This window comes from Variovorax sp. dw_954, assembly GCF_018449755.1.
In the GTDB taxonomy this organism is placed as follows: Bacteria; Pseudomonadota; Gammaproteobacteria; order Burkholderiales; family Burkholderiaceae_C; genus Variovorax.
In genome coordinates, this window is the sequence record NZ_JAAVVD010000011.1 from 74866 (window position 1) to 98373 (window position 23508).

24 protein-coding genes are annotated in these 23508 nt (G+C 65.6%); 13 read left to right on the forward strand and 11 right to left on the reverse strand.

What is annotated here, in order from left to right; genetic code table 11:
- Window positions 1-17 precede the first annotated feature (17 nt).
- The 3 genes from HB681_RS18155 to HB681_RS38135 form a co-directional block, all read right to left on the reverse strand.
- Window positions 18-494 carry a 2,4'-dihydroxyacetophenone dioxygenase family protein gene (locus HB681_RS18155; RefSeq protein ID WP_213956253.1) on the reverse strand — a complete coding sequence of 159 codons (477 nt, stop codon included), beginning with the start codon at window positions 492-494 and terminating at the stop codon, window positions 18-20.
- Between the two features lie 108 nt (window positions 495-602).
- Complete coding sequence (locus HB681_RS18160) at window positions 603-1520, reverse strand: TauD/TfdA family dioxygenase (protein WP_213956430.1); 918 nt, start codon at window positions 1518-1520, stop codon at window positions 603-605.
- 410 nt (window positions 1521-1930) lie between these two features.
- The gene (locus HB681_RS38135) at window positions 1931-2152 is read right to left on the reverse strand and encodes an AraC family transcriptional regulator ligand-binding domain-containing protein (RefSeq protein ID WP_256735001.1); all 222 of its coding nucleotides are present in this window, start codon (window positions 2150-2152) and stop codon (window positions 1931-1933) included.
- 54 nt (window positions 2153-2206) lie between these two features.
- Here HB681_RS38135 and HB681_RS18170 point away from each other — a divergent pair, with 54 nt between their 5' ends.
- The 4 genes from HB681_RS18170 to HB681_RS18185 all read left to right on the forward strand — a co-directional run bounded on the left by HB681_RS18170 (window position 2207) and on the right by HB681_RS18185 (window position 7502).
- Window positions 2207-3259 carry an alpha/beta hydrolase gene (locus HB681_RS18170; protein WP_256735002.1) on the forward strand — a complete coding sequence of 351 codons (1053 nt, stop codon included), beginning with the start codon at window positions 2207-2209 and terminating at the stop codon, window positions 3257-3259.
- Window positions 3260-3289: 30 nt separating this feature from the next.
- Window positions 3290-4648, forward strand: coding sequence for an MFS transporter (locus tag HB681_RS18175; protein WP_213956262.1), 1359 nt, complete (start codon window positions 3290-3292; stop codon window positions 4646-4648).
- Between the two features lie 47 nt (window positions 4649-4695).
- Window positions 4696-6333 carry a 3-(methylthio)propionyl-CoA ligase gene (locus tag HB681_RS18180; protein ID WP_213956263.1) on the forward strand — a complete coding sequence of 546 codons (1638 nt, stop codon included), beginning with the start codon at window positions 4696-4698 and terminating at the stop codon, window positions 6331-6333.
- 92 nt (window positions 6334-6425) lie between these two features.
- A complete protein-coding gene (locus HB681_RS18185) occupies window positions 6426-7502 on the forward strand; it encodes an AraC family transcriptional regulator (protein WP_256735003.1) in 1077 nt (358 codons plus the stop codon).
- Window positions 7503-7586: 84 nt separating this feature from the next.
- Here the strand turns inward: HB681_RS18185 and HB681_RS18190 are convergent, their stop codons facing one another.
- A complete protein-coding gene (locus tag HB681_RS18190; RefSeq protein ID WP_213956264.1) occupies window positions 7587-8345 on the reverse strand; it encodes a 3-hydroxyacyl-CoA dehydrogenase in 759 nt (252 codons plus the stop codon).
- Window positions 8346-8495: 150 nt separating this feature from the next.
- A complete protein-coding gene (locus HB681_RS18195; protein ID WP_213956265.1) occupies window positions 8496-9053 on the reverse strand; it encodes a phasin family protein in 558 nt (185 codons plus the stop codon).
- Between the two features lie 215 nt (window positions 9054-9268).
- Here HB681_RS18195 and HB681_RS18200 point away from each other — a divergent pair, with 215 nt between their 5' ends.
- Entirely contained in the window at window positions 9269-9709 is a 441-nt protein-coding gene (locus tag HB681_RS18200) for a thioesterase family protein (protein ID WP_213956266.1), read from the forward strand.
- 8 nt (window positions 9710-9717) lie between these two features.
- Here HB681_RS18200 and HB681_RS18205 read toward each other — a convergent pair whose 3' ends face one another.
- Together HB681_RS18205 and HB681_RS18210 are read right to left on the reverse strand one after the other, a co-directional pair.
- Window positions 9718-10122 (reverse strand): hypothetical protein, encoded by a 405-nt coding sequence (locus HB681_RS18205; protein WP_213956267.1) that lies wholly within the window; start codon window positions 10120-10122, stop codon window positions 9718-9720.
- A gap of 42 nt (window positions 10123-10164) precedes the next feature.
- Window positions 10165-10398 (reverse strand): CsbD family protein, encoded by a 234-nt coding sequence (locus HB681_RS18210; protein WP_213956268.1) that lies wholly within the window; start codon window positions 10396-10398, stop codon window positions 10165-10167.
- 180 nt (window positions 10399-10578) lie between these two features.
- Between HB681_RS18210 and pncB the strand changes: the two genes are divergently transcribed.
- Genes pncB through HB681_RS18235 form a run of 5 tightly spaced genes read left to right on the forward strand, consistent with a single transcriptional unit; the run spans window position 10579 to window position 17080 of the window.
- Complete coding sequence (gene pncB, locus HB681_RS18215) at window positions 10579-11784, forward strand: nicotinate phosphoribosyltransferase (protein ID WP_213956269.1); 1206 nt, start codon at window positions 10579-10581, stop codon at window positions 11782-11784.
- The gene (locus tag HB681_RS18220) at window positions 11781-13193 is read left to right on the forward strand and encodes a sodium:proton antiporter (RefSeq protein WP_213956270.1); all 1413 of its coding nucleotides are present in this window, start codon (window positions 11781-11783) and stop codon (window positions 13191-13193) included. Before pncB ends, HB681_RS18220 begins: the two co-directional genes overlap by 4 nt.
- A 5-nt stretch (window positions 13194-13198) precedes the next feature.
- Window positions 13199-14188 carry a D-glycerate dehydrogenase gene (locus HB681_RS18225; protein WP_213956271.1) on the forward strand — a complete coding sequence of 330 codons (990 nt, stop codon included), beginning with the start codon at window positions 13199-13201 and terminating at the stop codon, window positions 14186-14188.
- A 20-nt stretch (window positions 14189-14208) separates the two neighbouring features.
- Window positions 14209-15843, forward strand: a complete 1635-nt coding sequence (rmuC, locus tag HB681_RS18230; RefSeq protein ID WP_256735004.1) for a DNA recombination protein RmuC — start codon at window positions 14209-14211, stop codon at window positions 15841-15843.
- A 49-nt stretch (window positions 15844-15892) separates the two neighbouring features.
- Complete coding sequence (locus HB681_RS18235) at window positions 15893-17080, forward strand: MFS transporter (RefSeq protein WP_213956272.1); 1188 nt, start codon at window positions 15893-15895, stop codon at window positions 17078-17080.
- Here HB681_RS18235 and HB681_RS18240 read toward each other — a convergent pair.
- Window positions 17068-17931 carry a TIGR00730 family Rossman fold protein gene (locus HB681_RS18240; RefSeq protein ID WP_213956274.1) on the reverse strand — a complete coding sequence of 288 codons (864 nt, stop codon included), beginning with the start codon at window positions 17929-17931 and terminating at the stop codon, window positions 17068-17070. The genes HB681_RS18235 and HB681_RS18240 overlap by 13 nt on opposite strands.
- Window positions 17932-18003: 72 nt before the next feature.
- Window positions 18004-18477, reverse strand: coding sequence for an Lrp/AsnC family transcriptional regulator (locus HB681_RS18245; RefSeq protein ID WP_213956275.1), 474 nt, complete (start codon window positions 18475-18477; stop codon window positions 18004-18006).
- 102 nt (window positions 18478-18579) lie between these two features.
- Here HB681_RS18245 and HB681_RS18250 point away from each other — a divergent pair, with 102 nt between their 5' ends.
- Entirely contained in the window at window positions 18580-19740 is a 1161-nt protein-coding gene (locus HB681_RS18250) for a M20 aminoacylase family protein (protein WP_213956276.1), read from the forward strand.
- Window positions 19741-19748: 8 nt separating this feature from the next.
- The gene (locus HB681_RS18255) at window positions 19749-20978 is read left to right on the forward strand and encodes a diaminopropionate ammonia-lyase (RefSeq protein ID WP_213956277.1); all 1230 of its coding nucleotides are present in this window, start codon (window positions 19749-19751) and stop codon (window positions 20976-20978) included.
- 215 nt (window positions 20979-21193) lie between these two features.
- Here HB681_RS18255 and efp read toward each other — a convergent pair whose 3' ends face one another.
- On the reverse strand, window positions 21194-21748 hold the full coding sequence (efp, locus tag HB681_RS18260) for an elongation factor P (RefSeq protein ID WP_213956278.1): 555 nt from the start codon (window positions 21746-21748) through the stop codon (window positions 21194-21196).
- Between the two features lie 139 nt (window positions 21749-21887).
- Window positions 21888-22988: an elongation factor P maturation arginine rhamnosyltransferase EarP gene (earP, locus tag HB681_RS18265; RefSeq protein WP_213956279.1), complete on the reverse strand. Its 1101-nt coding sequence runs from the start codon at window positions 22986-22988 to the stop codon at window positions 21888-21890.
- Between the two features lie 38 nt (window positions 22989-23026).
- Between earP and HB681_RS18270 the strand changes: the two genes are divergently transcribed.
- Complete coding sequence (locus HB681_RS18270; protein WP_213956280.1) at window positions 23027-23497, forward strand: OsmC family protein; 471 nt, start codon at window positions 23027-23029, stop codon at window positions 23495-23497.
- Window positions 23498-23508: the final 11 nt, after the last annotated feature.

Sequence of the window (23508 nt, forward strand, 5' to 3'; positions counted from 1 at the left end):
AGCCCCGCGCAATCAGATCAGTTGAACGCCGTGAGGTCTTTGGCCTCGATGCCGTGCTGCTCGCAATAGGCCAGATAGCGCTTCAGCGAGGTCTTCCAGTTTTCGGATGCGATGACGTTCTCGTTCTCGTCGAGGAACAGGAGTTCGCCGTTCACCTGCACCAGCGTGGTCACGTAGCCGCTGGCGCCTGCCGAGACGGGTTCATAGGTGTGGCTCGATGCGGCGGTCTCGTACACGATGCTGTCGGGCCCGGCGGTCCAGTCGTGTTCCTTGTATTTCCACTGGCCTTCGATGGTGTAGACCATGACCGTGCCGGTGTGGTGGTGCTTGGGCAATTGGACGCCCATCGGGGCCTTCATCATGACGATCCATTCGCCCTTGATCGGGTCGAGCTTGAAGTACTTCAGCAGGATGGTGTCTGCATAGGGCACGAGCGGGACCCAGGGCAGGGATGCGCCATCGGTGACTGCGGTATCGACTTGTTGGTAGAGCATGTTTGTCTCCGTGAGAGAGGTGGGGTTGAGAAATGGTTTTTGAACGTGCCAGGGCTGCCCGCCGTGTTGGCGGTGCCCTGGATTTGCCGCGGGAACTGGTGGGTGGGTTCAGCTCAGCGCGGTGCCCGTGAGGGTGGCGCGAAGCATCTTGCGTGGCGCCTTGCCGTAGTCGGCCACGGCGTAGTGCTGGACCGCCAGGTTGTCCCACATGGCAACCGTGTTGTTTCTCCACTTCAGGCGCACCTGGTATTCCGGAATCGCGGCCTGGGAGGTCAGGTAGTTCAGCAGGTGATGCGCCTCCGGCATGAAGTCCTGGCCGTACCGGATGTCGTCGAAGTTGTAGAAGTTCGAGAAATGGGTCGTGAACACGGTGTTGACGTACAAAACCTTCTCGCCCGTCTCAGGGTGCGTGAGCACCACCGGGTGCTCGGCGGCGGGGTTCTTCGCGGCCATCGCGTGACGGTCTGCGATCGGCATCTGGGCGCCAAAGGCGTGCTCGGCACTGTGCTTGGCGTACAGGCCATCGATGCGTTGCTTGATGGCCTCGGGCAGCTTCTCGTAGGCCATCACCATGTTGGACCAGATGGTGTCGCCGCCGGTGTCCGGACCCAGTTCGCAGCGCAGGATTGCGCCGCGCGGGGGCGCCTTCTTGTAGGTGACATCGGCATGCCAGATGTTTTCGCGGCTGGCCTTCTCGACGAAGCCCTCGGGCTTGCTCGGGTCGAGATTGCGGTACAGCGCCAGCAGCTTGTCCGCCTCGGGATGGCTCGGCGCAAAGGGATGGCTTTCGAGTTCGGCGAATTGAGCGGCAAAGTTCTGCTGCTCCATCGGCGAGATGTCCTGATCGCGAAAGAACAGCACCTTGTGCTTGAGCCACAGCGCACGGATTTCGGCAATGGCGTCAGGGTCGTGGGCGGCATCGGCCAGGCTGATGTTGCTGAGTTCGGCGCCGATGGCGGGCGTGCAAAGCTCCACCTTGATCGAATGCTGGCGCACCGATGGCCGGACGATGGCCGGTGCGGCCATGGGCGTTGCTTGTGGGGTGGCTTGCAGGGTGGATTGCGGGGTTGTGGCGGTTGCTGTCATTGATGTCTCCAATCTGTGTTTGAGCGGGGCGGATCAGTAGCTACGTCCGACAGATGTGGCTGAACAGGAAGGGCCACTGGTTCGTTCGTCTACGGGCTCAATGGTAGGTATTGAGGTCGCGAGCTGATTTCAGGGGTGGGACAATTTCGTTCAAAATTGGGACATCGCCACCAGAGGGCAGCAAGGCTCGCAAGCCGATGGCGAAAGCGCTTCGGCACAGTCGAGCGGCCGCCCATTGCGGGCAGCGGCGATCTGCAACTTCAGGAACGTATGGGGAGCAGGCTCAGGCAGCTAGCGTGCCTGGCTTGGGATGACGAAGCTACGCCTTCAGCCGCCCGCGTGCTTCACATTCACTCCACATGTGCCAGCACGAAGTCGCCTTCGTCTTCGAGCCGCAACTGCACGCCGGCGTTGTGCAGCCGCATGTAGCCAACAAACGAGTCCAACGCTGCGCGAAGCGTCGGCTGTTCGCGATTCGCCAGCGCCAGCATCCCCAGATTGGCCAAGCGAAACGGATCGGGTACCTGTCCCAATTTTGAAATGTTATGTCCCACGCAAAACAGCTTGCGCAAGCGCGCATGGCTATCGTAGAGGCCCGAGCAAATTCAAAAGACGGAGACAACGAAATGAACGCTGCAACACACATCGATCAGCCGAACGCGGTGAGCCAGGTGGACGCCGACAACCCCGACACATTCAACCACTGCTTTGCCGAAGTCAACGGCATTCGCATGCACTACGTCGACGAAGGCCAGGGCCCGCTCGTCATCCTGCTGCATGGCTTCCCATACCTCTGGTACATGTGGAGGCGCCAGATCGGCGCCTTGGCCGACGCCGGCTATCGGGTCGTCGTACCCGATCAAAGGGGATTCGGGCAAACCGATCGGCCAGCTTCCATTGAAGCCTACGACCTGAATCAGGCAGTGGGCGACATGGTCGGCCTGATGGCCGCCTTGGGTGAAACGTCCGCGGTGATCGTCGGGCACGACTTGGGCGCATGGGTGGCGCAAGCGGCGGTCACGCGGAGGCCGGACCTGTTCAAGAGCCTCGTGATGCTCAATACGCCAGTGCCACCGCGCGGCAAGGTCAAGCCGACCGTTGGCCTGAAGGCGATGGCCAAAGGCAGGGTGTTTCACCACCTTTACTTCCAGCAGGTCGGCAAGCCGGATCGCGAGTTGGCCAGCGATCCGCGCAAGACCTTGCGCAGCATCTACTACTCGGTCTCCGGCAGCGCCGTCGGCGCCGAGCGCTGGCGCCTGTTCATCGAACCCGGCGAGCCCATCCTCAACGCCTTCACGGAGCCGAAGGCGTTCCCGTCGTGGCTGAGCGCGCGGGCCCTCGACTACTACGTCGATGAATACACACGCACAGGATTTACCGGTGCCCTGAACTACTACCGCTGTCACGACCGGAACTGGGAAGGCACACCGTTCCTGGCTGGCGCGGTGGTGCGTCAACCGAGCATGTTCATCGGCGGCGCCGCCGACCCTTCGCTCGAACAGGTCGAAGTGCGCGCGCTCTACGACCAGCTCGAAGCCTGCATCCCCGGACTGCGCAAGAAGGTGCTGCTGCCCGGCGTGGGCCACAGCGCGGCGGAAGAACGACCTGATCAGGTCAACGAATTGCTGCTGGAATTTCTCGAGCAGTTGGCACCGGCCGATGCCGCGCTGCTGCCCTGAGCCCCACCGTCCGACACATCGAGGTTTCAAATGCACACGCACTCTCTGGATGCAAGGCAGGGGCCTGCCGACAGCTATCTGTTCGGCCCCCGCCCGGCCTGGTTCGCCTTCGCGATGACGCTCGCGCTGTACCTGTTCGACTACATCGACCGCCAGGTGATCGTATCGCTCTTTCCCCACATGAAGCAGGACTGGGGCCTGTCCGACAAGCAACTCGGGGGACTGGTCTCGGTGGTGTCGGTCACCGTCGCGCTCGGGGCCCTTCCGGTGGCACTGGTCGCCGACCGCACCAGCCGGGTCAAGAGCATCGTCGTGATGGCCACCGTCTGGAGCCTGGCGTCGATCTCGTGCATGTTCACGCGCAGCTACGGCCAGTTGCTGGCCGCGCGCGCGCAGATCGGCATGGGCGAAGCCGGCTACGGCGCGGCAGGCGTGGCCCTGATCGCGGGCCACTTTCCGGCGCGCATGCGCGGTGTCCTGATGGCCGGCTTCTTTGCCGCAGCCTCGGTGGGCTCCGTGCTCGGCGTGATGCTGGGCGGCTTGATCGCGGCCCACTGGGGCTGGAAGGCGGCGTTCGGTGTGGTCGGCTTTCCGGGCTTGCTGCTGGCCCTTCTGTACCTCAAGGTGCGCGACTACCCGACCGTGGCGCTCACGCCCAGCCAGAACCTGGCCAGGGGCTCGATGGGCAGCGCCGCGAAGACCATTGCCAAGGCGCTCGTTCGCTCGCGCACCATGCTGTGGGTCTGCGTGGGCGGTGCGGCGCAGATGCTCGTGCTCTCGGCCCTGTGGTCGTGGCTGCCGAGCTTTCTCAACCGCGAGTACGGCATGGCGCCCGACCAGGCGGGCATCAAGGCGGCGCTGGTCGTGCTGTGCGGCGCCGTTGGCAGCGTCGTGTGGGGAGCGGTCGTCGACCGTGCCGGCGCCCGCCGTCCGCGCGCCAGGCTGCATGTGATGACGCTGCTGTGCATTGCCTCGTTGCTGGTGGTCGCGGTGGCCTTCGGCGCGCCGCGGCTCGGCCTGGAGATTTCCGCGCAGGTTCGCTTCGCGCTCATCGCCCTGGGCGGCTTCCTGCTGACCTGCACCGTCGGCCCGGTGACGGCGATCGTCATCGACGTGACGCCGCCCGCCTTGCGCGCCACCAATGCATCGGTGCTGGCGATCTTCCTGGCGCTGTTCGGCCTGGCCGCGGGGTCCTTCATTGCCGGCGTGCTGTCGGACGCCTGGGGACTGACGACTGCGTTGACGGTCATGCCGGCGATCGGCCTGCTGGCGCCGCTGGCCTTCATGTTCGCCGCACGAACCTACGAGGCCGACATGCAGCGCGCCGGTCAGCCCCTCGACGAGCCGACCCCGACCCCCATGGCGGGCGCGGCCAATGCGCCTGCCTGAGGCGCCCTTCGATAGCCCCCTTATCAACCGTTAACAAGACAACCACCATGAACGCAAACATGATGCAGCAGCCGCTGCTGATCTCGACTCTTCTCAATCACGCGGAGCGTCACCATGGCGAGCAGGAAATCGTCTCGCGCCGCGTCGAAGGCGACACGCATCGCCAGACCTACGCCGACCTCGCCGAGCGCGCGCGCCGCATGGCCAACGCGCTGGCCGCGAACGGCATCCGCTTCGGCGATCGTGTCGCGACGCTCGCATGGAACGGCTACCGCCACATGGAGCTGTACTACGCCGTGTCGGGCTCCGGCGCCGTGCTGCACACGCTCAACCCCAGGTTGCATGCGGACCAGGTGGTATGGATCGCCGACCATGCCGAGGACCAGGTGCTGTTCTTCGACATGAGCTTCCTGCAGCTGGTCGAGGCGATTGCCCCGCGCGTGAAGACCATCAAGGCATTCGTTGCAATGACCAGCCGGGAGCACATGCCGGCGCTGTCGTCGTCCTCGACGATCCCGAACCTGTTGTGCTACGAGGACCTGATCGACGCGCATTCCCCGGAATACACGTGGCCGCTCTTCGACGAAAACACGGCCTCGTCGCTGTGCTACACGTCGGGCACCACGGGCAACCCCAAGGGCGCGCTGTACAGCCACCGGTCCACGGTGTTACACACCTATGCCACCGCGCTGCCGGACTCCCTCGACTGCTCTTCGAGCGACACGATCCTGCCGGTCGTGCCGATGTTCCACGTCAACGCCTGGGGCCTGCCCTACGTGGCTTGCATGGTGGGCGCCAAGCTCGTGTTCCCCGGCCCATGGATGGATGGCAAGTCCTTGCACGACCTGTTCGAAACCGAAGGCGTGACCATGTCCGCGGGCGTGCCGACCGTTTGGCAAGGCTTGCTCGCGCATGTCGAAGCCAACGACCTGAAGTTCAGCACGATGAAGCGCACCGTCGTCGGCGGATCGACCTGCCCGCCGGCCATGATGGACGCCTTCGAGGAAAAGTACGGCGTCCAGGTCATCCACGCCTGGGGCATGACCGAACTGAGCCCGCTCGGCACCGTGGGCAAGCCCAAGGGCAAGCACGCGGGCCTGGACGCGGTGCAACGCCGGGCGCTGCAAGCGAAGCAGGGACGCGCGCTGTATGGCGTCGACATGAAGATCGTGGACGAGCACGGCGGCGAGCTCCCGCGCGACGGCCGGGCTTCGGGGGACCTGATGGTGCGCGGTCCCTGGGTCATTGCGAACTACTTCAGGGGCGAGGGCGGTGATCCGCTGATCGACGGTTGGTTTCCGACGGGCGACGTCGCGACCATCGATGCCGATGGATTCATGCAGATCACCGACCGCAGCAAGGATGTCATCAAGTCCGGCGGCGAGTGGATCGGATCGATCGACCTCGAGAACATCGCGATGGCCCACCCGGCGGTGGCGATGGCCGCGTGCATCGGCGTCAAGCACCCGAAGTGGGACGAGCGCCCGCTGCTGGTGGCGGTGAAGAAGCCGGGCGCCGAGGTGACGCGCGAGGAACTTCTCGCCTTCTTCGACGGCCGCATCGCCAAGTGGTGGACGCCGGACGACGTGGCATTCGTCGACAGCATTCCGCTGGGTGCCACGGGGAAGATGCTGAAAAACCGGTTGCGCGAGACCTTCCGCGAACACCGGCTGCCGACCGCCTGACTTCGGAAGTGCACACCATGCCCTCGGGTTCCACGACCTCCTTGGGGACCAGTTCACGCGCCTCTTTGATCCAGCCACGGCTGGCGCATCGAATGCGTAACGAGTTGACTGCCCAGACCATGGGCCCGCGGGTTCGCGCCGCCGCCCTGACCCACTTCCCGGAGGTCGCCGAGAGCCTTGGCTTCGATCCCCGGGAGGCCTTGCGGCATGCAGGCCTGAACCTGAATCTGCTGAAGCATCCAGAACAGCGCATTTCGACAGATGCCGTGGTGGCCTTGCTCGAAGCGTCGGCGGCCGGCTCCGGCTGTGCCACCTTCGGCCTGCGCATGGCGCAGTCGAGGAAATTGTCGAGCTTTGGCGTGGCGAGCATGTTGATCACGCACCAGGCAACCTTGCGCGACGCACTCGTCACGACCATCGAGAACCGCTACCTGTTCAACGAGAGCCTGGCAATGGAACTCGAGGAGGCCGGCGGGGTGGCGATCCTGCGCCAAGAGGTGATAAGCACCAAGCCGTCGCCGCAAGCCGCCGAGTTGGCCGTCGGCGTGCTGTTCCGGATGTGCAGCGACCTCATAGGCGCGCAATGGCGGCCAAGCAGCGTGAACTTCACGCACTCGGCGCCGTCCGACCTGCGCCTGCATCGCCGCGTGTTCGCCTGCAGGCTCGAATTCGACAGCGAGTTCAACGGCATCGTCTTCGCTGCGGCAGACCTCGCGGCACCCAATCCGCAAGCCGACCCGGCCGTGGCGCGCTACGCCCGGCAGCTCATCGAATCGCTGTCGCAGCAGTCGCAGTCGCACAAGCATCCGATCGTGCCCGAGGTGCGCAAGGCGATCTACCTGATGCTGCCCACGGGACGAGCGACCGTCGAAAGCGTGGCACAGGCCCTGGGGATGAGCGTGCGTTCGATGCAACGGCAACTTGATGAAGCCGGCACGAGCTTCACCTTGCTGCTCAACGCGGTGCGCTCGGCACTGGCGCCCCGCTATCTCGAGAACCCGAAATTCAACCTCGGCAGGATTTCCGAGCGGCTGGGCTACAGCAAGCAGGGCTCGTTCACGCGCTGGTTCACGGCCCAGTTCGGGCAGCTACCGTCGAACTGGCGCGAGCGCGAGGAAGCCAGGCATCACTTACACAATCAGGGCCGCGCGCGAGCCCAAGGGGGCTGACCCTCGCAAGTAGCGGCCGGCGCTTGCGCCGCGCTCCATCCCGGCGTTGCGCGACAAGCACGTCGTTCGGAAGCAGCGGTTTGCCTACTTCGGCGGCAGCCGGATCGCCCCATCCAGCCGAATCACTTCCCCATTCAGCATGTCGTTCTCGATGATGTGCTTCGCCAGCTTGGCATAGTCCGCCGGCGTGCCCAGACGCGACGGGAACGGCACGCTGGCTGCCAGTGCGTCCTGCACCTCCTGCGGCATGCCGAACAGCATCGGCGTGCCGAAGATGCCCGGTGCGATGGTCATGTTGCGGATGCCGTTGCGGGCCAGGTCGCGTGCGATAGGCAGCGTCATGCCGACCACGCCGCCCTTCGATGCCGAATACGCCGCCTGGCCCATCTGGCCGTCGTAGGCCGCGACGGAGGCGGTCGAGATGAGCACGCCGCGCTCGCCGGTGGACTCGGGCTCGTTCTTGCACATGGCTTCCGCAGCCAGGCGGATCATGTTGAAGCTGCCGATGAGGTTGACCGTGACCGTCTTGCTGAACACCGCCAGGGCGTGCGCGCCGTTGCGGCCCACTGTCTTTTCGGCCGGCGCGATGCCGGCGCAGTTGACCAGCCCGACCAGCTTGCCGAGCTGGAGCGCCGCGGCGACAGCGGCCTGGCCGTCGGCCTCCTGGCTCACGTCGCACTTGACAAAGACGCCACCGATCTCCTGCGCCACCGCCGCGCCTTTTTCGGCCTGCATGTCGGCGACGACGAGCTTGCCGCCATTGGCCGCAAGCATGCGCGCCGCCCCTTCACCCAACCCGGACGCGCCGCCGGTGACGATGAATACCTTGCCTTCGATTTGCATGCGAATCTCCAAGAAAATGTTGGGCGGCATTATCCGGGAGGCGGGCGCGGCACAAAAAAAAGGGGCCCTGTCTTGCGACAGGGCCCTGAATTGGATCCGGGAGGACCCAAGGAGACAACTTGTAAATAGAGAGGCAGAGGCCCCGAGGGCTTAGCGCTTGCGCGTAGCGGTCTGGGCGGTGCTCTTGGCTGCGTTCACGGCCGAGTTCGACACGGCGGTGAAGTTGGCTTCGGCGACATCGGAGGCTTGCTTGACAGCCTTTTGCACCGATTCGAAAGCGTTGTTGGCGGCAGCCACGGCGCTCTTCATCATGGCGACGGCGGTTTCCGAACCGGCGGGTGCGTTCTTGGAAGCGCTGTCGACCAGGTTCACCAGCGTCGATTGGGCTTCAGCGGCCTTGGCTTCGAAAGCCTTGGTGAATTCGCCGGTCGTGCCTTGAACGATGTCGTACAGGTGACGGCTGTAAGCGGTCGCCTTTTCAGCCAGGGGCTGGAACAGGCCGGCTTGCAGGGCGATGAGTTCTTGCGCGTCCTTCACGCTCAGCACGGCCTGGGCGGTGGTGCCGGCTTCGGCCAGGGCGGTCTTGGCAGCGGTCACGTTCAGTTCGATCAGCTTCTCGACGCCTTCGAATGCCTTGGAGGTCAGGCCGAACAGGGTTTCGACGGTTGCCTTTTGTGCGGCGAGGAATTGGTCAGCGGTCAGTGCCATGTGGAGCTCCAGAGATTTGAGATGAGAGGAAGAGGGGCGGTTTGCTGACATCGCTTTTTGTTGCGCCGCAGCATGGAGTGAAGTATAGGCCTGCCGACGATCAAATCAACCCCTTTTTGTTGCGTTGCAGCAATCTAGGTGACGGCTTCTAAATCAACGAGCCAAATGCACGCCGCAGGCAAAATGCGGCGCCATGAGCAGCGCAGCCCTTTCCGATGTCCTTCAAGCCTTCCCCTGATCGCCGCAGCCAGTACGCCGTGTTCCGCAAGATCCCCACGCGCTGGTCCGACAACGACATGTACGGCCACGTCAACAACGTCGTCTACTACGGTTGGTTCGACACTGCGATCAACGCCCTGTTGATCGAGCGCGGCGTCCTCGACATCTACCACGGCGAAGTGGTGGGCTTCGTGGTCGAGACGCAGTGCAACTACTTTGCCCCGCTGGCCTTTCCGCAGACTGTGGAGGCCGGCATCCGCGTCACGCAAACAGGGGGCTCCAGCGTGCGCTACGAGATCGGCCTTTTTGCCGAGGGCGCCGAAACGGCCGCCGCCCAAGGCCACTTCGTCCATGTCTACGTGGACCGCAAAAGCCAGCGGCCAGTCGAGCTTTCGCCCGAACTGGCCGCGGTAGTTCACACTCTGATGAAGGTGTGACGCAAGCGTCACATCTTCATGGCCTTGATGTCGGCCTTGCCCTTGGCCTCGTCGGCCTTGGCCTGCTTTTCGCAAGCCGTCTTTTCCGCACCCTTCTGGTCGTCGCACTTTTCCTTGGCGACGGCGTACATCGCGTCTACCTTTTCTTCAGCCACCTTGCGTTGATGGCTCGCGCTGGGCTCGTAGCTTTGTTCGAGTTCGGCCTTGGCAACGTTTTCCTTGCCCTTGGCTTCCTTCATGCACACGTCCTTGGCGTTGTCCTTCATCGTGTCGCACTGGGCCTTGTCGACCTTGTAGTCGGCCTCGATCTTTTCCTTGGCCGCCTTGTACTCGTCCTTCGACATGGCATTCGAGGCTTGCGCGCCGAGCAGGCAGGACGATGCGATGGCAAGCATGAGCAGATGTTTCTTCATGATGGGTTCCTCTATGGGTAGTTGCTGAAAAAGTGCGGGAGATCAGACGCGTTCGAACCACAGCGCGCTGGGTTCGCGACCGTCGCGCGTTTCCCATTCGCTGACCTGCTTTTCCGCTTCGTCGCGGCTGATGCCATGGCGTTCCTGGATGCGGCCGAGCAACTGGTCGCGCTTGCCGGCGATCACGTCGAAGTCATCGTCGGTCAGCTTGCCCCACTGTTCCTTGACCTTGCCCTTGAGCTGCTTCCAATTGCCCTCGATGGTGTCCTTGTTCATGGCTTTCTCCTTCGTTGCGGTTGAGGCGTCGGCGTGTTTGCCAACGTGGAGGCAATGTGGCCGAGGCACCCGTGCACGACGGTAGGACTTGCAGGGAAGGGCCCGTAGGCACGCGCCGACGCGAAGCGGCATAGCCCGTGATAATGGGCCGGCACAAAGAGACAACCCGGTTTTGCACCCATGATCATCAACAGCCTGCTCGACACCGACCTCTACAAGTTCACGATGATGCAAGTGGTGCTGCATCGGTTTCCGGGGGCCCGCGTGGAGTACCGCTTCAAGTGCCGCAATCCGGGCGTCAACCTCGCCCAGTTCGCCAACCAGATTCGCGAGGAAGTGCGGCACCTGTGCTCGCTGGAGTTCAAGGAAGCGGAGCTGGTCTACCTGCGCTCGATGCGCTTCATCAAGAGCGACTTCGTCGACTTCCTCGGCCTGTTCCGCCTCAACGAGAAGTACATCCAGATCACGCCGCAAGCCGACGGGCAGCTCGAGATCCTCATCAAGGGACCGTGGCTGCACACGATCCTGTTCGAGATCCCGGTGCTGGCCATCGTGAACGAGGTCTACTTCCGCAACACGCAGCCCGCTGCGGACTTTTCGGAAGGCCGCCGCCGCCTCGCGACCAAGATCGAGCAGTTGCAGGGCGAGGGCCTGAGCGACCTCAAGATCGCCGACTACGGAACCCGCCGCCGCTTCTCCAAGGAATGGCACGAAGAGGTGTTGCGCACGCTGAGCAGCAAGCTCGGCGTGGTGACGGTGCCGGCCCGCCTCGGCGATCGCAGCCCGCAGCTCGCGGGCACCAGCAACGTGCTCTACGCGATGAAGCTCGGCCTGATCCCGCTGGGCACGATGGCGCACGAATACCTGCAGGCCTGCCAGGCGCTCGGTCCGCGGCTGCGCGACAGCCAGGTGTTCGGCTTCGAGATGTGGGGACGCGAGTACCGCGGCGACCTCGGCATCGCGCTGTCGGACGTGTACGGCATGAGCGCCTTCCTGCGCGATTTCGACCTGTTCTTCTGCAAGCTGTTCGACGGCTCACGGCACGACAGCGGCGATCCGTTCCAGTGGGGCGAGCGCATGCTGGCGCACTACGTGTCCAACCGGGTCGATCCGCGCACCAAGACGCTGATCTTCAGCGACGGACTGACCGTGCCGCGCACCATCGAGCTCTACCAGCAGTTCCGCGGACGCTGCCAGCTGGCCTTCGGCATCGGCACCAACCTCACCAACGACCTCGGCTACGAGCCGCTGCAGATCGTCATCAAGATGATTGCCTGCAACGACCAGCCGGTGGCCAAGCTGTCCGACACGCCGTCCAAGAACATGTGCGAGGACGAGAAGTATCTGGCCTACCTGCGGCAGGTGTTCGAAATCGCACCCGCATGAAGACTGTGGCTCGCGCTGCCGCCACCTTCCTCTTCGTCTCCCTGTTCCCGACGCTGGCCGGTGCGGCCGGGTTCGACGCCGCCGCGCTGTCCCCGCTGTGGGGCGTGCCCTTTGCCGGCATTCTTCTTTCGATTGCGTTGATGCCCTTGCTGGTGCCGGCCTTCTGGCACCACCACTACGGCAAGGTGTCGGCTGCCTGGTCGCTCGCGTTCCTGGTTCCGTTTGCGGTGGCATTCGGGCCCTCGCTGGGGGGCGCGCAGCTGGTGCACGCGCTGCTGGGCGAATACATCCCCTTCGTCATCCTGCTGACCGCTCTGTTCGCGGTGGCTGGCGGCATCTACATTCGCGGCAACCTGCATGGCGCACCGGGGCTGAACACGGGCATCCTTGCCATTGGCGCGGTGCTTGCAAGCCTGATGGGCACGACCGGCGCGTCGATGCTGCTGATCCGGCCGCTGATCCGTGCCAACGACAACCGCAGGCACCGGGTGCACGTGGTCGTGTTCTTCATCTTCATCGTGTCGAACATGGGCGGCTCGCTGACGCCGCTGGGCGACCCGCCGCTGTTCCTCGGCTTCCTGAACGGCGTGGACTTCTTCTGGACCTTGAACAATATCCTGCCGGACACGCTCTTTGTGGTCGGCGTGCTGCTCGTGCTGTTCTACCTGGTCGACCGCCACTACTACCGCAAGGAAGGCGTGCTGCCGGTGGACCCGACGCCCGACACGCGCGGCTTCGGGTTCGACGGTGCCCGCAACTTCTGGCTGCTGGCCGCCATCGTCGGGCTGGTGCTGCTGAGCGGTGCGTGGAAATCGCCGGTGAGCTTCGATGTCCACGGCACCGAGGTCGGGTTGCCAGGCATCGTGCGCGATGTGGGGCTGGTGCTGGTCACGCTGCTGTCGCTCCGGATCACGCCTGACAAGGTGCATGCTGACAACCACTTTTCCTGGGCCCCGATGGTCGAGGTGGCCAAGCTCTTCGCGGGCATCTTCCTGACCATCATCCCGGTGATCGCGATGCTGCGCGCTGGCGTGCATGGCCCCTTCGGTGCCGTCGTGTCCGCCGTGACCCAGGCCGATGGCCAACCCGACCCGGCCATGTACTTCTGGGCCACCGGCCTGCTGAGCGCCTTCCTGGACAACGCGCCGACCTACCTGGTGTTCTTCAACACCGCCGGCGGCGACGCACAGGCGCTGATGACCACCCATGCCCACACGCTGGCCGCGATCTCCGCCGGTGCCGTGTTCATGGGCGCTTGCACCTACATCGGCAATGCGCCGAACATGATGGTCCGGGCCATCGCCGACGAGCGTGGCATGGGCATGCCCGGCTTCTTCGGCTACATGGCCTGGTCCGGTGGCATCCTGTTGCCGCTGTTCGTTCTTTTATCCCTCATCTTCTTTCGCTGAACACCATGAGCCAACCCAAGGTACTGATCGCGCGCGGCATCTTTCCCGAGACCATCGCGCGGCTTGAAGAACATTTCGAGGTCGAGTCCAACCAGGCTGACGCACTCTGGTCGAAGGCCGAACTCATCGCGCGGCTGCAAGGCAAGGTGGGCATGTTCAGTTCCGGCACCGAGCGCATCGACGCCGAAGTGCTCGATGCCAGCCCGGACCTGAAGATCGTCTCCAACATGTCCGTGGGCTACAACAACCTCGACATCGACGCGATGACCGCGCACGGCGTGCTCGGCACCAATGCGCCCGACGTGCTCACCGAGACCACGGCCGACTTCGGCTTCGCGCTGTTGATGGCGACCGCGCGCCGCATCGCCGAGAGCGAGCATTTCCTGCGCGCCGGCAAGTGGACCAAGTGGGCCTACGACATGTTCTCGGGCGCGGACATCCACGGCAGCACGCTCGGCATCATCGGCATGGGTCGCATCGGGCAGGGCATCGCAAGGCGCGGCGCGCATGGCTTCGGGATGAAGGTGATCTATCACAATCGTTCGCGGCTCGATGCATCGCTGGAGGCCGAATGCAAGGCCAGCTATGCGGGCAAGGAAGAACTGCTCAGGACTGCCGACCACGTCGTGCTGGTCGTGCCCTACAGCCCCGCGTCGCACCACACCATCGGCGCCGCCGAACTGGCGCTGATGAAGCCGACCGCCACGCTCATCAACATCGCACGCGGGGGCATCGTCGACGATGCGGCACTGGCCGTGGCCTTGCGAGAGAAGCGTATCGCCGCTGCCGGCCTGGATGTGTTCGAGGGCGAACCCAAGGTGCACCCCGACCTGCTGACGGTGCCGAACGTGGTCCTCACGCCGCACATCGCCAGCGCCACCGTGCCCACGCGGCGCGCCATGGCCGACCTGGCGACCGCCAACCTCATCGGCTTTCTCACCCAGGGCAAGGCGGTGAGCCCGCTCAACCCCGCGGCGCTTGCCGCCAAGTCTTGAACGAACAGAAAACGCGTTGAATGAGCGATTGGAATGCATGGATGGTGCCGGCCGCGCTGGCGGCGGTGGCGCTGCTGGTGGGACTGTTGGCGGGCTGGCTTTTTGGCGGCGCCTCGGCGCGGCGCAGCGCGCAGGAGTCCCTGAAGGAGCAGGTGGACGAGGCCCGCGCGCAGGCGCTGCAAATGGCAACCGCGGAGGCCGAGGGCAACCTGCGTCCGCAGATCGCGGTGGCGCAGGAGCGGGCGCGTGGCGTGGAGCAGGAACTCGGCACGCTGCACGCTGAATTCGCCGACCTGCGCGCACAGTCCGACGATTGGCGGGACGCGTTGGACAACGTGCGCGACGAGCGCGCGCAACTGGCCGAGCGGGCCGAGCGCGTACCGGTGCTCGAGCAGGCGTTGATGCAGGAGCGCCACGCGCACGACGCGCTTCGCAACGAGGCCAGCGCGCTGCGCACGCAGGTGGCCGAGTTGAAGACGCAGATGGAAGCAGACCGGCACGAGGCGGGGCAACTGCAGGCGCTGCAACGCGCACAGGCTGAGGAGAAGCTGGCCTACCTCCATGAAGCGCGCGAGGCGCTCGCCAACCAGTTCAAGGCGCTGGCCAACGACATCCTGGAGGAGAAGAGCAAGCGCTTCGTCGAGCAGAACCAGACCAGCCTGGGCGCGTTGCTCGATCCGCTGCGCATGCGGCTGGCCGACTTCCAGGGCCGGGTCGAGCAGTTCTACGACACCGAGGGCAAGCAGCGCTCGGCCTTGGCCCAGCAGGTGACGCAGTTGATGGAGCTCAACCAGTTGCTCGGCGCCGAGGCCCGCAACCTGACGCAGGCACTCAAGGGCTCGTCCAAGACGCAGGGCAACTGGGGTGAGCTGATCCTCGAGCGCGTGCTCGAGGCATCGGGCCTGCGCCGTGGCGTCGAGTACCACGTGCAGCAGAGCCACACGCGCGAGGACGGCTCGCGTGCGCAACCCGACGTGATCATCCACCTGCCGGAAGACCGCAAGCTGGTGGTCGATGCCAAGGTGTCGCTGCTGGCCTACGAGGAATGCGTCAGTGCGGAATCCGACGAGCAGCGGCATTCGGCCCAGCGCAGGCACCTGGCGTCGATCCGCACTCATATCGACGGGCTCTCGAGCAAGCGCTACGAGCAGCTCTACAGCCTGAAGTCGCTGGACTTCGTGCTGATGTTCGTGCCGATCGAGCCTGCGTTCATGCTGGCCGTGTCGGCCGACGACCAACTGTTCATGGATGCCTGGGCCCGCAACGTGCTGCTGGTCAGCCCTTCGACGCTGCTGTTCGTGGTTCGCACCGTGGCGCACCTCTGGCGGCAGGAGCAGCAAAGCCGCAACGCGCAGGACATCGCCAAGCGCGGCGCCGAGCTCTACGACAAGCTCGCAGCCTTCGTCGGCGACCTGGAGCGCGTGGGCAAGTCGCTCGACCAGGCCCAGGCCGCGTACGGCGAGGCCTTCAAGAAGTTCAAGAGCGGCAACGGCAACGCGATCCGGCAGGCAGAGATGCTGCGCGCGCTGGGTGTGAAGCCGACCAAGTCCTTCAGCGCGGCCACCCTCGACGCGGCCATCCCGGAGGCGGGCCTCGAGGCGTCGGAGCCCGGGTTGCCCTTGATCGGCCTTCCGGAAGACCCTCCGCAGACATGACAGCGTTGCGCAGCGTCGCAGGGGCGCAACCGATCGATCGGCTGGAGCGATGACGCCGGACCTGCTGCGCCTGATCGTCGCGCAAGTCTGCCTGCATGCCGCCATGACCGGCACGCGGCTGGCATCTCCGTTGCTCGCGCTGAAGGAGGGCTACAGCGCGGCCACGGTGGGCGTGCTCCTGTCCTTGTTCGCACTCACGCAGGTGTTCCTGGCGCTGCCCGCCGGACGATTTGCCGATCGCCATGGGCTGCGGCTGCCTTTGCAGATCGCGGTGGTTGCCGCCACTTCCGGCGCCGCGCTGGCCGCCTTGTTCCCGGTGCTGCCCGTGCTCTGTCTCGCGGCGTTGCTCACCGGAGGTGCCACCGGCATCGCCCTGATCGCCTTGCAGCGACACGTCGGCCGCGCCGCGACCAACCCGACGCAACTCAAGCAGGTGTTCAGCTGGCTCGCCATCTCGCCGGCTGCCGCCAACTTCGTCGGGCCCTTCGCGACCGGCCTGTTGATCGACCATGCGGGCAGCATGCCCGGCGATCTCGTCGGCTATCGCACGGCCTTCGTCTTGCTGGCCGTGTTGCCGGTCATCTGCTGGTTGCTGGCGCGCGGCACGCCGGAACTGCCGACCACGCGAGCGCCTGCCGGTGCGCCCAGGCCGCGCGCCTGGGACCTCCTGCGCGAACCGATGTTCCGGCGCCTCCTGTTCGTCAACTGGCTGCAGTCGGCCTCATGGGATGTGCACACCTTCGTGCTGCCGCTGCTGGGCCATGACCGCGGCCTGAGCGCGTCGGTGATCGGCTCGGTGCTCGGCGCGTTCGCGGTGGCCGCGGCGGCCATCCGCGTGCTGCTGCCGATGGTCGCCTCGCACCTGAAGGAGCGCAACGTCATCACCGCGTCGAACATCGTCACGGCGGGGGTGTTCATGGTCTACCCGCTGATGACCACGGCCGTCGGCATGGGCGCCTGCTCGGTCGCGCTGGGCCTGGCGCTCGGCGCGGTGCAGCCGATGGTGATGAGCATGCTGCACCAGATCACGCCGCATGCGCGGCACGGGGAGGCGCTCGGCCTGCGGGTGATGACGCTCAATGCGTCCAGCGTCGCGATGCCGATGCTGTTCGGCGCGGCCGGGTCACTGATCGGCATCGCGGGCGTGTTCTGGCTGGTGGGCGGCGTCGTGGCCGCGGGGACGCGTGCGGTGTGGGGACTGAAGGTGCCGCCAGCCCCCGCCGATCACAGCTTGTAGAACTTCCTGATGTAGTCCCACGCATCCGCGGGCGCATCGACGTACTCGAACAGGTTCACGTCACCGGGCGAGATCACGCCTTCGTCCACCATGAAGTCGAAGTTCACCAGTTGCTTCCAGTAGTCGGAGCCGAACAGCACGATCGGCACCGGCTTCGACTTGCGGGTCTGCACCAGGGTGATGATCTCGAAGAGTTCGTCCATCGTGCCGAAGCCGCCGGGGAAGGCCACCAGCGCCTTGGCCCGCATCATGAAGTGCATCTTGCGGATCGCGAAGTAGTGGAACTTGAAGCTCAACGCCGGCGTGACATAAGGGTTGGCCGCTTCCTCCATGGGCAGTGCGATGGCCAGCCCGACGTTGAGCCCGCCGCCTTCGTAAGAGCCGCGGTTGGCCGCCTGCATGATGCCGGGACCGCCGCCGGTGCAGATGAAGAGCTTGTCTTCCGGTTCCTTGTCGTTGCTGTACTCGGCCACCAGCTTGCCGAAGGCGCGGGCCTGTTCGTAGTAGTGCGAACCGCGCGCGAGCTTGCGCAGGCGCTCGACCAGCGGCGCGTCGCCGGCCGCTTCCGCCTGGGCGATGAGGGCGCGCGATTCTTCCTCGCTGCGAAAGCGCGCGCTGCCGAAGACCACCACCGTGTTCTCGATGCCGTGCTTGCGCATCTCCAGGTCGGGCTTCATCAACTCCAGCTGCATGCGGATGCCGCGCGTTTCCCGGCGCAGCAGGAACTCCGGATCGGCGAAGGCGATGCGCGACGGATCCGGGTCCAGCGGCAGGCCGCTGTCGGCGTGGGTCTGCAGCGTGGCCCATGCATCGGCCAGGCGCTTGTCGTGAAGGTTGTGGGTCTTGTTCATGGCGGTGCGGCGAAGAAGAAGTGGACTTGATTGTGCGCGTTGCAGGATGCGGGCCAACCCCTTTTATGAGGGTCAGACCGGCGGCTCGGCGAGCGGTATGCGCGTCTCGAACTTGGAGCAGTTCATGGCGAAGGTGCTCTTGAAGTTGCGCACGTTGTTGTTCGATGAAAACACCTCGCGCGTGAACGCGTGATAGCGCTCCATGGACGCCGCATTGACCACGAGCAGGAAGTCGAATTCGCCGGACACCTCGTAGCAGGCCATGACGTCGGGCTCCGCGCTCATGCGCTTCTCGAAGTTGCGCAGCAGGGCATCGTTCTGCTTGTCGAGCTCGACAGACACGAAAACCGTGAGCGGCCGCCCGACCTTGAGCCGGTCCACGATCGCCACCTGCTTGAGCAGCACACCCGATGCCTTGAGCTGGGCAATGCGGCGCTGGCAGGTCGCAGGCGAGGCACTGACCTTGTCGGCCAAGGTGCGCAGGGGCAGCGAAGCGTCCTGCTGCAGCGCGTCGAGGATCTGCGTGTCGAGGCGATCGAGGTTCATGCGGCGATCCGTTTCATCCGGCGGGCAAAGTCGAGCCAAATGCAGCAAAAGAGGGGCCGGAATGGTAAATCCATTCACCCGCCCGTTCCTAAGATCACTGCCATGAGCACCACCACCTTCGACCAGCAACTCGTGCGCTGGCGCCATCACCTGCATCGCCACCCCGAGACCGGCTTCGAGGAGAAGAAGACCTCCGACTATGTCGCCAGCGTGCTCAATGCGCTGGGCCTGGAAGTGCATCGCGGCATCGGCGGAACGGGCGTCGTTGCCAACCTGAAGGTGGGCGATGGCCAGGGCGTGATCGGCTTGCGCGCCGACATGGATGCGCTCGCGATCACCGAGGACGCCGCCGGCCGGGTGCATGCCTCGCAGGCACCCGGCCGCATGCACGCCTGCGGCCATGACGGCCACATGGCGATGGTGCTGGGCGCGGCGCAATTGCTGGCGGAACGGCGCGATTTCAACGGCACGGTGCGCTTCATCTTCCAGCCGGCCGAGGAACATGGCCGCGGCGCCAAGGCGATGATGGACGACGGCCTGTTCCAGCGCTTCCCGGTCGACGAGATCCATGGCGCGCACAACATGCCGGGCATGCCTGCCGGTCACTTCGCCACCCGCGCGGGCGGCATCATGGCCAGCGAGGACAACTTCGTGATCCGCATCACCGGCCGCGGTGGACATGCGGCCCGGCCGCACATGGGCGTGGACCCGCTGGTGATCGGCGCGGAGATCGTGCTGGCGCTGCAGACGGTGGTGGCGCGCTCGGTCGACCCCGGCATGTCCGCTGTCGTGTCCTGCACCGAGTTCATCACCGACGGCATCCGCAATGCCATCCCGACGCGCGTCACGATCAAGGGCGACACCCGCAGCTACGCGCCCGAGGTGCAGGCGCTGCTGGAGCGGCGCATGCGAGAGATTTGCATGGGCATCTGCCAAGCCCACGGAGCCGAATGCAGCTTCGAGTACACGCACGAGTTCGCGCCGACCGTGAACTGGCCCGAATGCGTGCCGACCGCGCTGGCCGCCGCCACCGCCATCGTCGGCGCCGACAAGGTCGATGCCAACGTGCAGCCGATGATGATCTCCGAGGACTTCGGCGCCTTCCTGCGCCACGTGCCCGGCGCCTTCGTCTTCATCGGCAACGGCGATGCGGGCCAGGGCGGCGTGCCGCTGCACAACGCGCGCTACGACTTCAACGACAGCGTGCTACCCGTGGGCGCCCGCTACTTTGCCGAACTGGCGCGCATCCGCCTGCCGCGCTGAAAGTCACCATGCTGATTGCCAACACGCGCGCCCGGCGCGGCGCCTACCAGCCCGCGCTCGCGCAGGTCATGAACATCGCCACCGCCCGCGAGAGCCGTCGCTGGCTCTCGCACTGGCCGGGCCTCAACGCCGGCGCGACGCCGCTGCGGACGTTGCCCGGGCTGGCGCGGCGGCACGCGATCGCCAGGCTGGACCTCAAGGACGAATCCGCGCGCTCGCCACTGGGCAGCTTCAAGGTGCTGGGCGCCCCCATCGCGCTGCTCCGCTTGGTGCTGCGCCGTTGGCCCGACAGCGGCTTCAAGCCCGCGGACCTGTTCGCCGGGCGGCATGCGCGGGCGTTGCGCGATTTCACTGTCATCAGCGCCACGGACGGCAACCATGGCCGCGCGCTGGCCGCCGCCGCGCAGAGCCTCGGCTGCCGCTGCGTGATCGTGCTGCATGCGCAGGTGAGCCAGGAGCGCAAGGACGCGATCGCGGCTTTCGGTGCAACCATCGTGCGCATTGCCGGCAACTACGACGCGTCGGTGCGGGAGGCGGCGCGGCTGGCCGAGGCCAACGGCTGGCAGGTGGTCTCCGATACCTCGTACGAAGGCTACGAAGAGATCCCGCGCGACGTGATGCAGGGCTACGCGGCCATCGTCGACGAGTTGCTCGAACAGCAACCGGCAGTCGAGTGCCCCTGGACGCACGTGATCCTGCAAGGCGGCGTCGGCGGGCTGGCCGCCGGCATCGTGGGCTACTTCTGCGAGCGCTTCGGCGCCGCGCGGCCCCTCTTCATCGTGGTCGAACCGGAGCAGGCCGATTGCCTCATCCAGAGCGCCCGCCTGGGCCGACCGGCGCTCGCGACCGGGTCGGTCGATTCGGTGATGGCCGGCCTGGCCTGCGGCCAGACCTCGCCCCTCGCATGGCGCTTCCTGGAGCCGGCCGTCGACTTCTTCATGACGATCCCCGACGCCGCGGCAGTGGCCGGGATGCGCACGCTGGCCGATGGGGCGGAGGGCGACATGCCGGTGCTGAGTGGCGAGTCAGGCGCAGCGGGCCTGGCTGCGCTGCAAAGTCTGGCTGGGACGCCGCCATCGCGCCTGCAGGTCGGCCTGGATGGCGACTCGCGCGTCCTGCTCATCAACACCGAAGGCGCGACCGCGCCAGCGGTGTACGGCGAACTCGCTGGCCGATCCCCCGCAGATGTGCTGGCCGCGCAGGCCGACTGGCTCGCCGCGCATCCAGGGCGGCCCTGAGCAAGTCTTCCACGCGGCGCGGGGCCTCACACAGGTCCGGAACCTGTCCAGTCAGCGCCTGGCCCGGGCGCCGATCAAGCGCAATCGAGGTGCGTCCGGAGCTTTCTCTCGCTCCAGAAAGTCTTGGAATTCCTTTCGCGACCTTCGCGTTCGGCTGTCCGACCCAAAAACAAAAAAGGCCCCTTCCGGAGCCTTTCAAGTGTGCGGGGTAAGCCTCAGACGCGCTTGCGGTACTCGCCCGTGCGCGTGTCGATTTCGATGCGATCGCCTTGCGCCACGAACAGCGGCACACCCACTTCGAAGCCGGTCGAGATCTTGGCCGGCTTCATGACCTTGCCGGAGGTATCGCCCTTGACGGCGGGTTCGGTCCAGGTCACTTCGCGCTCGACGCTGGTCGGCAGTTCGACCGAGATGGCCTTGCCGTCGTAGAACACCACTTCGACCGGCATGCCGTCGTCGAGGTAGTTGAGCGCGTCGCCCATGTTCTCGGCTTCGACTTCGTACTGGTTGAACTCTTCGTCCATGCAGACGTACATCGGGTCGGCGAAGTAGGAGTAGGTGCACTCCTTCTTGTCGAGCACGATCTGGTCGATCTTGTCGTCGGCCTTGAACACCACTTCGGTGTTGAAGTTGGCGATCAGGCTCTTGAGCTTCATGCGCACGGTGGCGGAGTTGCGGCCGCCGCGGCTGTATTCGGTCTTGAGGACGACCATCGGGTCCTTGCCGTGCATGATGACGTTGCCAGCGCGGATTTCTTGAGCGATTTTCATATCAGGGTCTCTGGATGTTGGGCCGCTCGGAGCGACTGCAGACGGAGGGCCTGAAGCTGCATGGTTCCCGCGGCGGGTTCAGCGAAAAGGGAGCGGGACCAGATGAGAATCCGGCCCGAATTTCGCAAAGCCCGCAATTTTAGCTTTTTTGCGAAATCAGACTGCGCAACTGTGTCACCAGATCGTTCTGTTGCAACAGCCGGTCGCGCGCGGACTGGGCATTGGCGCGCCATTCGGCCAGCGTCTCCCGGTCGAGCAGCGGCATCGGGCCGGCCTCGAATCCGTTCCAGATCGTGTGGCCATGGCGCAGCGAGGCGGGGGCGCCGAGCCAGTCCAGGAAAGCTGCCAGCTTGATGTGGTGCGCATCGTCGTCCTGCGGGTAGATCTGCCAGACCATCGGCGCGCCGGCCCAGATGGCCCGCACGAAGGAATCCTCGCCCCGGACGAAATTCAGGTCACAGGCCCACAGCAAGTGGTCGAAATCCGGTTGCGCAAGGTGGTGGAGGTAGGAGATGGACAGCGCGCCCAGCCCGCCCGGCAAGCGCTCCATGCCCCGCCGGGAGCCAGTGATCGCCTGGACCGCCTGCGCTGCACGGCCCGGTGTGACCAGCAGGCGAGTGGGCGCCGGCCCGGCGGCAAGCTGCGCCAGCAGGTCCGCCAGCGCTGGCGGCTCGTAGCAAAAGAGCGAGACCAGCCGCTCGCCCTGCCATTCGATGCCCCGCGCGACCAGCCAGGCCGCGCGGTCGAAGGCTTCCTGCTGCGCCGTCAGGTCGGGCTCGCGCAGGAGGCCGCCGGTGGCGGTGGTGAATCCCGGATAGAAGAATCGCTTCGACAGGCCCTCGCCCGGCCCGCGGAACACCGGGGACGGCAAGCCGTGCAGCCTCTCGACATAGGGCTCGGCCGACAGGTATTCGAGGTTGATCCAGGGCCGCGCGGGCCGGCCCTCCGACGCCGCCTCCGCGAACCGCGCGATCAGTTCCGGCGCCGGATCGCATCCGAATGCCTCGATCAGCACGTCCGGCGCCGGCGCCGCTGCAGCCTCGACCACGGCCGCCGGCGCGCGCCAGTCGACTACCTCCACGCCGGCAAGCCCCACCGGCGCCATCCATTCCAGCGCGGCGCCATCGTCCACCCAGAGCCGCACGCCGTCGCCCTGCGCGGCCAGCTGGCAAGCCAGCCGCCAGCACACGCCCAGGTCGCCGTGGTTGTCGATGACTTTGCAGAAGATGTCCCAGCGCATCGCGGTTACTCTACAGCCCCGAATCGAGGTCCCTCGCCATGGCCGTCTATACCGCTGAAATCCATTGGGAGCGTTCCGACCAGGATTTCCTGGACAACCGCTACAGCCGCCGCCACCTGATCCGCTTCGACGGCGGTGCGACACTGGCCGGCTCGTCGTCGCCGCACGTCGTGCCGCTGCCGATGTCGGACGCATCGGCGGTCGACCCGGAAGAGGCATTCGTTGCCTCCTTGTCGAGCTGCCACATGCTCTGGTTCCTGTCGATTGCGCGGGACCGGGGCTTCAGGGTCGATCGCTATCGGGACAGCGCCGAAGGCAAGATGGCGCGCAACGAGGAGCGGCGCGTGGCCATGACCGTGGTCACGCTGCGGCCCAGCGTCGCCTTCTCGGGCGACCCGCAGCCATCGCGCGAGCAGGTCGACGCCATGCATCACGAAGCGCACGCGCAGTGCTTCATCGCCAATTCGGTGAAGACCGACGTGCGTTGCGAACCGGTCCACGGCGATTGACCTGCGCCCGG